General features: G+C 45.8%; 8 protein-coding genes. 7 read left to right on the forward strand and 1 reads right to left on the reverse strand.

Annotation, left to right across the window (positions count from 1 at the left end; translation table 11 throughout):
- Positions 1-8: 8 nt before the first annotated feature.
- Positions 9-284 carry an HU family DNA-binding protein gene (locus ACMJ0U_RS09105; protein ID WP_007563675.1) on the reverse strand — a complete coding sequence of 92 codons (276 nt, stop codon included), beginning with the start codon at positions 282-284 and terminating at the stop codon, positions 9-11.
- A 207-nt stretch (positions 285-491) separates the two neighbouring features.
- Here ACMJ0U_RS09105 and mutY point away from each other — a divergent pair, with 207 nt between their 5' ends.
- The 7 genes from mutY (at position 492) to ACMJ0U_RS09140 (ending at position 9,177) form a co-directional block, all read left to right on the forward strand.
- Positions 492-1,556, forward strand: a complete 1,065-nt coding sequence (mutY, locus tag ACMJ0U_RS09110) for an A/G-specific adenine glycosylase (protein ID WP_417129653.1) — start codon at positions 492-494, stop codon at positions 1,554-1,556.
- A 4-nt stretch (positions 1,557-1,560) separates the two neighbouring features.
- The gene (locus tag ACMJ0U_RS09115) at positions 1,561-1,992 is read left to right on the forward strand and encodes a single-stranded DNA-binding protein (RefSeq protein WP_417129654.1); all 432 of its coding nucleotides are present in this window, start codon (positions 1,561-1,563) and stop codon (positions 1,990-1,992) included.
- Between the two features lie 43 nt (positions 1,993-2,035).
- Positions 2,036-3,397 (forward strand): gliding motility-associated protein GldE, encoded by a 1,362-nt coding sequence (gene gldE, locus ACMJ0U_RS09120; protein WP_417129655.1) that lies wholly within the window; start codon positions 2,036-2,038, stop codon positions 3,395-3,397.
- Between the two features lie 2 nt (positions 3,398-3,399).
- Positions 3,400-4,062 carry a 4'-phosphopantetheinyl transferase superfamily protein gene (locus ACMJ0U_RS09125; RefSeq protein ID WP_417129656.1) on the forward strand — a complete coding sequence of 221 codons (663 nt, stop codon included), beginning with the start codon at positions 3,400-3,402 and terminating at the stop codon, positions 4,060-4,062.
- 22 nt (positions 4,063-4,084) lie between these two features.
- A complete protein-coding gene (locus ACMJ0U_RS09130; RefSeq protein WP_417129657.1) occupies positions 4,085-7,084 on the forward strand; it encodes an AsmA-like C-terminal region-containing protein in 3,000 nt (999 codons plus the stop codon).
- A gap of 101 nt (positions 7,085-7,185) precedes the next feature.
- A complete protein-coding gene (locus tag ACMJ0U_RS09135) occupies positions 7,186-8,703 on the forward strand; it encodes a peptide MFS transporter (protein ID WP_417129658.1) in 1,518 nt (505 codons plus the stop codon).
- Positions 8,704-8,928: 225 nt separating this feature from the next.
- Positions 8,929-9,177 carry a hypothetical protein gene (locus ACMJ0U_RS09140; protein ID WP_417129659.1) on the forward strand — a complete coding sequence of 83 codons (249 nt, stop codon included), beginning with the start codon at positions 8,929-8,931 and terminating at the stop codon, positions 9,175-9,177.
- The last annotated feature ends 2 nt before the right edge of the window (positions 9,178-9,179 follow it).

The raw sequence follows: 9,179 nt of genomic DNA on the forward strand, positions 1-9,179 counted from the left end.
AATGTTAATTATTTTTTTACTGATAGAGTAAATGTTTTTGCAGGTTTGAATGCCGGAATGTTGTGTTCCGGAATAATGATGGTAGTATTTTTGGAAATATTACGAGCTGTTTTCTGCGCTCTTTTCTTTACAATGAAACTACCGAAACCACGGAGGTAGACATTCTCATCTTTCGACAAAGATTCTTTTACTGATCCCATGAACGCCTCAAGGGTTGCCAATACTGTTGCCTTGTCAATACCTGTGTTCTTGGCAATTTCGTTTACAATATCTGCTTTAGTCATTTCGCTAATAATTATTGTTATACGTTATCTTAAATTTTTGGACTGCAAATATATAGCTTTTCTGTATCTTTCGAAAATTTCTCGGGAATATTTTTTTAGAAAACTCGTGCTTTTTTGAGGGTTATGAGTCTTTTATACAGCTGTATGACGTGGTTTTTCTGATATGTCGGGCAAATGTATTATTTTTGCAGTCAAATTATAGATTGGATGAATTTGTTTGCAACTACAATAATTGACTGGTACAAGGAGAACAAGCGTGACCTGCCTTGGCGTGACACTAAAGACCCTTATAAGATATGGATTTCGGAAATCATTCTTCAGCAGACCCGTGTGGTGCAGGGGTATGATTATTATTGCCGTTTTATGGAGCATTTCCCGGATGTAGAAACATTGGCAAAGGCTTCGGAAGACGAAGTGATGAAGTGCTGGCAAGGGCTGGGCTATTATTCGCGTGCCCGCAACCTGCATGAGGCCGCACGGACGATTGCTGAAAAAGGCGCTTTTCCCGTGCGTTATGAAGATGTAAGGGCACTGAAAGGGGTGGGAGACTATACAGCCGCAGCCATTTGTTCCTTTGCCTACGACATGCCGTATGCGGTGGTCGACGGAAATGTGTATCGCGTATTGTCCAGGTGGCTGGGCGTGGAAGAACCGATTGATACAGGAGCCGGAAAAAAGCTGTATGCTTCGCTGGCGGATGAAATGATGGACAAGTCGCGTCCGGCATTGTATAATCAGGCCATTATGGATTTCGGGGCTATGCAGTGTGTGCCGTCATCGCCTTCCTGTCTGTTTTGTCCGCTTTCAGACAGTTGTGTGGCCCTGCAAAAGAACTTAGTGGACAAACTTCCTTGGAAAGCACGTAAAACAAAGGTGTTAGACCGTTATTTTTCTTATATTTACGTGCGTGCAGGCGTGTATACATTTATAAAAAGACGTGAGGCCGGAGATATCTGGCAGAATCTGTATGAGTTTCCGCTGATTGAAACGGAACAGGAAGTAGGAGAAGAAGATATTTTCTCTCTTCCGGCATTCCGGGAATTAGTGGGTAACCATCCCATACGTATGTTCCGTGTGGTTTCGCCCGAGGTGAAACACGTGTTGTCGCACCGGGTAATCCATGCCCGATGCTACGAAGTGGAACTGGAAGAAGAGGAGGCCGTTCTTTCTGGATTTCAACGTGTTCTGATTGGGGATTTGCATAAATTCCCTGTGTCGCGCTTGATATCTCGTTTTTTTTCGTTACTTTTGAATCCAAATTATAAAAAATAGAATCATGTCATTGAATAAAGTACAATTGATTGGAAATGTGGGGAAAGACCCTGAAGTAAGATATTTGGACAGTGGAGTGGCTGTAGCTACTTTCCCGCTGGCTACCACCGACCGCGCTTACACGCTGGCCAACGGTACACAGGTGCCTGAACGTACGGAATGGCATAACATCGTGTTGTGGCGCGGACTGGCTGAAACGGCCGAGAAATACGTGCACAAAGGCGATAAATTGTATATCGAGGGAAAAATCCGTTCACGTTCGTACGATGACCAGAATGGAGTGAAACGTTACGTGGTGGAGATTTTCGGTGACAATATGGAAATGCTGACTCCGCGTGCTGCACAGCCTGCTGCTCCTGCACAACCGCAGGCTGCTTCGCCGGTTGCCGCTGCCGCTCAGCCTGAGAATAATCCTTCGGATGATTTGCCGTTTTAATCTCAGGCGGTCTTTAATTGATGTTTAACTACAGGTAGATAGAATGGACCCTGACTCGTGTCTGCTCCGCTGGACGGAGCTTTGTGACGGAATTACCGTAATGCCCCTTTCGTTAGGGGCTGCTTTTGCTTTGCTGCTGGCCCTTACGTTATTGTATACTTCGGGCTTCGTTTCTGCTTCTGAAATTGCTTTTTTTTCGTTGTCTCCTTCCGACTTGAATGAAATAGAGGAGGAGAATCATCCTTCTGACTCTAAAATCAAGGCTTTGCTTGATGATTCAGAGCGTCTGCTGGCCACTATCCTGATTTCGAATAACTTTGTCAATGTGACCATCATCATGCTGCTCAATTATGTGTTTGCCAGCGTGATTGATTTTGGAGAGGCAAAAATTCTGGAATTTTTGATTGTAACGGTCGTATTGACCTTCCTGTTGTTGCTGTTCGGGGAAATCATGCCGAAAATTTATTCGGCACAGCATACTTTACCTTTTGCCCGTAAGGCGGCTCCAGTGGTGATGGTTTTGCGAACCGTGTTCTGGCCTATTTCTTCGTTGCTGGTCCGGTCTTCTTTCTTCATCAACCGTTTTTCACAGAAGCGGAAAGTCCGGAACTTGTCGGTTAATGAACTTTCTCAGGCACTGGAATTGACGGATATTCAGGAAACACCGGAAGAAAACAATATGTTGGAGGGAATCATCCGTTTTGGAGAAGAAACCGCGAAGGAAGTAATGACTTCCCGTATGGACATCGTGGATTTGGAAATACATTCTACTTTTTCTGAGGTGTTGAAGTGTATCAATGAGAATGGATATTCGCGTATTCCGGTGTATGAAGAAACGCGTGACCAGATTAAAGGTATATTGTATATCAAGGACTTGCTTCCTTATTTGGACAAGGGTGAGGACTTTAAGTGGCAGAACCTGATTCGCCCTGCCTTGTTTGTGCCTGAAAATAAGATGATTGGTGATTTGCTGCGTGATTTTCAGACGAATAAGATTCACATCGCTGTAGTGGTGGACGAATTTGGAGGTACGTCGGGTATCGTGACGATGGAGGACATCATCGAGGAGATTGTCGGAGAAATCAATGACGAATACGATGAGGAAGAACGTACGTACGTGAAACTTACGGAAAACGTGTATGTGTTCGAAGGAAAGACTCTGCTGTCGGACTTTTATAAGATTATCAAGGATAGTGAGGAAGTATTTGAAGATGCCTCTGGGGATGCGGATTCACTGGCCGGCCTTCTGCTGGAACTGAAGGGAGAGTTCCCCGCATTGCATGAGATTATCAATTACCAGAATTACCGTTTTGAAATCCTGGAGATGACTTCGCGTCGAATCCAGAAGGTGAAAGTGACCATCTTGCCTGTGGCTCAGGAAGAAGATGAGGCGAAGGAGAAGTAAGTATGCCGCTGCTGAAGACTTGGACGGAGGAAAATGGCAGATGGGGAATCTGGCAGGTGACGGAAACGATGGAGGAACTTTGCGCTTGCTTGTCGGCCGATGTGGTGCGGCAGGAACTTGAACACCTGAAGGCTCCTTCCCGGAAAATGGAATACTTGGCAGTACGTGTGCTGCTGAAAACGATGTTGGGAAAAGAAGTACGGATAGGACATGAGCTTTCCGGAAAGCCGTTTCTGACAGGAGGGGAGTATCATGTGTCCATTTCCCATACGAAGGGATATGTGGCTGTCGGTTTGCATGAGTCTGCCCAGCCCGGTATTGATATTGAGGCTTATGGCGAGCGGGTACGAAAGGTAGACTCCCGGTTTGTCAGGGAAGACGAGATGCCGGAAAGAGCACGGATGGAATCGCGTGAAGAATTGTATCAGTTGCTCTTGCACTGGTCGGCAAAGGAAACCATGTACAAAGTGCTCGATATGGAAGAAGTGGATTTTCTGCGGCACCTGAAGGTGTGTCCTTTTAAATTGTCTTTCTCTGGAACGTTTACGGGTGAATCGTATCGGGAAACGAACGAGGCTTGTTTCCTGATTCATTATCTGATACATCCTGATTTTGTTTGCACCTATTGTCTGGATGGAGAGACAGACAGAACAAATTACGGATGAGTTTGTTTATGAAAGAAAAAAGATGAACAAGAAATTACGTAAAACAATTCGGCTGACGGCTATTTCGTTAGGAGCGTTACTGACTGTATTCTTGTTGGCCGTGGCAATCGTAGTGAATTTTATTTTTACACCGGAGAAACTGACGCCGGTAGTGTTGAATGTGGCCAATCAGTCATTGAATGCCCGTTTGCAGATGAAAAGTGTGGAGCTGACCTTTTTTTCCACTTTTCCTCGGTTCGGCCTGAAGGTGACGGATGGGGTTTTGATATCTAAAGCCATTAATGACACGTTGTGGCAGAAAACCGATTCATTGGTTTCTTTCAAGAAATGCGTGGTGGTAGTGAATCCGGTGGACTATCTGCTGCATGATAAAATCAGCCTGCGTTACCTGGGGCTGGAGGATGCATCGGTATATGCCTTCAAGAACAAAGAAGGAAAAAGCAACTGGGACATCGTGAAGAGTACGGAAGAGGCGGCAGAAGAAGATACCACATCGCAGCAGAAACCTCAAATTCAGGAAATAGACATTAACCGTGTGGCATTGAAGCGTACGAGCGTGACGTTCGACGACAGGGATACAAGGGTATATGCTTGTGTGCAGAACCTGAACATGGACTTGAAAGCATCCTTGAAGAAGGATTATTCCATGCTGGCAGTGGAGTATGACAACGAGAACCTGCTCTTCTGGCAGGACGGGCAGTTATTGGTGAATCACCTGGCTGTGGGGCTGAATGCGGATATGCAGCTGGACCGTGTTTCCCGTCGGCTCACGTTGAAGGATACAGGACTGACTTTAAATGGGATAGCTCTCGACTTGTCGGGTAGCCTCGGGCGAGATACGATTGGCGGACCGGCTTCGGTAGATTTGACCTATAAGTTGCATGCTCCGTCGCTGGAAACCGTATTTAATATGATTCCGGAGAGTGTGCTGAAACGTCAGGAACTGACAGCCAAAGGAGAGGTTACGCTGGAGGGAACCCTGAAGGGGCTTTATGGGAAACAGCAGATGCCGGAAGCCACACTTCACATGAGCATTAACCAGGCCTCGGCGAAGTATGCCGATTTGCCCTACGGTATTGACGACCTGACGGCTGAATTCAGCGGGTACGTTGATTTCATGCGCCGCAAGCCCTCGTATGCCGATTTGAAGATATTCCGTTTCAAGGGAGCTCACACGGATATATTGGCCGACGGAAAAGTGGAAGATTTGTTGGGTGACCCTGACATTACTTTTCATACCCGTTCGGAAATAGACCTTACGGCACTGGCTAAGACCTTCCCCTTACAGGAGGGAGTGTCGATAGGCGGTCGTGTGGGAGCCGATTTCCGCTTGCACTGCCGCTTGTCGACCATTCAGAAGCAGGACTGGGGGCGGGTCCGCTTGAAAGGAAAGCTGGATATGCAGGATCTGTTCTTACGCGATACCAAGAAAAATTTTGAATTTACCAGTCAGGCAGCTCTCCGTTTCATTGGGGATGATAATCTTGCCGCACAAATGGACATCCGCAAGGCTTCCTTGCGTACTGCGGCTATTTCTGCCGATTTGGATGAATTGAACGCCACCGTTCGGTCTACGAATCCGCAGGATACGACCCGTTTGATTGACGTGGAATGTAAATTGCAGATGAGTCGCCTGAAAGGGGAGATGGGCGATTCGTTGAAGGTGTTCAGTAAAAAAGCAAAGGCTTCCCTGCATCTGCAGCCGGGTAAACTGAATCCGGCCATGCCGAACATAAAAATGGCCTTGGAGACCGATACGCTTTTCTGCCGTATGGGTGATATGAAAATGGGTATGGACAAGGGAGGCTTTAACTTGACGGCTGAAAAGGTGCGCGATTCGGTGTGGCTCCCCAAAGGAATTGTCGGATTCAACCGGCTGACTTTAAGGACTCCCGAATTAGCTCTGCCGGTGAGAATGCGAAAAACAGCCGTAACGGTAGGCGATAGAGTCATCACTTTGAAAAATGCCAGCATGCGTATCGGGCGTTCCAACTTGACGGCAAGCGGAGCAGTTTATGGCTTGTATGCGGCAATGAAGAAAGGAAAAATGCTGAAGGCCAACCTGGAAATCTCTTCCCGTAATCTCGATTGCAACCAGTTGATTAATGCACTGAATTTCCCGCAGGATACACTTCAGGCAGAGACCGACACGGTATCGTCAGCAGAACCGATGCAGTTATTTGTCATTCCGAAGAATATTGACTTCGAACTGAAGACCAACCTGAAAAAGGTGACTTACGGAAATATGGTGTTTGAAAATGTGCAAGGAGCGGTAGACATTCGCAATCAGGCGGTTTATCTGAAAAAGCTGACCATGCGGGGATTGGAAGCGGACTTGGAAACCACGCTGGTATATCGTGCCCGCAGAAAAACAAGAGGCTATGCCGGCTTTGATTTCCGGTTGCGCAAGGTAAATATCGGTAAGCTGGTGGATTTCATTCCTTCGCTTGATACGATTGTACCGATGCTCCGTTCCTTCAAGGGGATGGTCGATTTTGATGCCACGGCCGAAGCTGTACTTGATTCCAACCTGAACGTGAAGATTCCAAGTCTGAAAGCGGCCATGCACATCAAAGGAGATAGTCTGGTACTGATGGATGGAGAAACCTTTGCCGAAATATCCAAGACGCTGATGTTCAAGAACAAGAAACGGAATGTGTTCGACAGTATTTCGGTCAACCTGACCGTGCAGGACGGCAATGTGACAGTATATCCGTTCTTGCTTCAGATAGACCGTTACAAGGCGGCTGTGGGAGGAACCCAGGGCTTGGACATGAACTTTAACTATCACATCTCTGTGCTGAAATCGCCGTTGCCCTTCAAGGCAGGGGTGAACATTACCGGAAACCTGGACAAGATGAAAATCCGTATCGGCAAGGCGAAGTATAAAGATGCAGTAACTCCTGTGGAAATCCGGAAAGTGGACAGCACGCGTGTGAATATGGGGCAGGAGATTATTCACAGCTTTGAACGCGTGATGAGCCGTACGTACAAAGGAAAGCTTCCGCAAGGTGCCGAGTGATACGTGTTTGCATATTTATCGGAATAATTGTATATTTGCGAGCGTGAGACAGAATTTATACGAGTATTAACACTATTAATTATTAAAATCTTCATTAACCTATGTTTAGTAAACATCCTAAAGGGCTGGTAGCCGCATCATTGGCCAATCTGGGAGAACGTTTCGGCTTCTACACCATGATGGCGATTCTGGTGCTTTTCTTACAGGCGAAGTTTGCGTTGAGCGGGACAGAAGCCGGATGGATTTATTCCACTTTCTATTTTTCAATTTACATTCTGGCGTTGGTCGGTGGTATAATTGCCGATAAGACGCGAAATTACAAGGGAACCATCCTGACAGGTATTGTCCTGATGGCATTGGGCTACGTATTGCTGGCCATTCCTTCTCAGACTCCGGTAGTGAATAAGGCATTGATGCTGACTGTTACGTGCGGAGCTTTGTTTATCATTGCGTTTGGTAACGGACTGTTTAAAGGAAACCTTCAGGCGCTGGTAGGTCAGATGTACGATGATCCGAAGTATTCCAGCCTGCGTGACTCAGGTTTCTCCTGGTTCTATATGTTCATCAATATCGGTGCGATTTTTGCTCCTCCTGCTGCGGTAGGCGTGCGTAACTGGTGGTTGAGCCATAACGGTTTTGCATATAATCCTGATCTTCCCGGATTGTGCCACGGATACTTGGCCGGCACATTGCAGCCGCAGGCCGCTGAAACTTATCAGACACTGGCTAATGAGGTAAGCGGTGCTCCTGTAACCGACCTGACTCAGTTTGCTAACGACTACTTGAATGTGTTCTCTACAGGATTCCATTACGCATTTGCGGTAGCGATTGTGGCTATGCTGGTATCTTTGGTTATTTATGTAGTGAATAAGAAACGCTTCCCTGACCCGAGCAAGAAGGTAGCCGACAAATCTGCTGCTTCTGCTGCTACGGTAGAAATGAGCGCACAAGAAGTAAAACAGCGCATCATGGCTCTGTTTGCGGTATTCGGTGTGGTAATCTTCTTCTGGTTCTCATTCCACCAGAATGGTTTGACTTTGACATTCTTTGCGAAAGAATATACTGACTTGAACTTGTTTGGCATGCCTATTACTGCCGAGCTGTTCCAGTCACTGAATCCGTTCTTTGTAGTATTCCTTACTCCGGTAGTCATGGCGGTATTTGCTCGTCAGCGTGCGCGTGGCAAGGAACCTTCTACACCTAAGAAGATTGCCATCGGTATGGGAATTGCCGCTACAGGCTTTATCATCATGGCAGTTGGTTCATTTGTAAGTGATCTCCCTTTGCATCAGGATATTGTAGCAGCAGGAACTTCACCGATAAAAGTAACTCCGCTGTTGTTGATGGCTACTTACCTGGTATTGACCATTGCCGAGTTGTATATTTCTCCGCTGGGAATTTCTTTCGTATCGAAGGTAGCTCCTCCGAAGTATCAGGGAATCATGCAAGGTGGCTGGCTGGGTGCTACGGCCATCGGTAACCAGTTGTTGTTCATCGGAGCAGTGTTGTATGAATCTATTCCAATCTGGATGACATGGACTGTATTCGTAGTGGCTTGCTGCATCTCTATGTGTACCATGTTGTTCATGCTGAAATGGCTGGAACGTGTAGCAAAATAAATTTCTCGAAATAGAATTTACTTGTGGAATCCCTCATGCGGTTGCATGGGGGATTTTTTATGGGCAATTTTGAGAGATTCCTTATCGTAAGGAAAATCAACTTTAAGGATAAGAAAGCATTAAAAATGGTGTGCGATGAGCGGAAGATATTAGCAGTGCCAGCCTTTTTTTGTATCTTTGATGCACTTAGCTATATCAATATTAACCTGATTATTAAATATAAATATGCTTATAACTCGTGACATTTTAAATAAGGCATTAGAAGATAAAGTGCCACTTTTTCATGATGGAGATTACATTGACGATGACGTTATGTATGATTTGTTTTATGCTCTGCCAATATTTAAAGATTTACCCAACGGGAAAAAAGCTTTGAGAACTCTTATTTCCAAAAGTGATAGAAATATTTTGTGTGCTGAATTAAAAGGACGTATATCTAAGAATCCCAAAGAGACATATGATAAAATATATTAGAA

The sequence above is a fragment of the Phocaeicola sp. genome, assembly GCF_048170425.1.
GTDB lineage: Bacteria > Bacteroidota > Bacteroidia > Bacteroidales > Bacteroidaceae > Phocaeicola.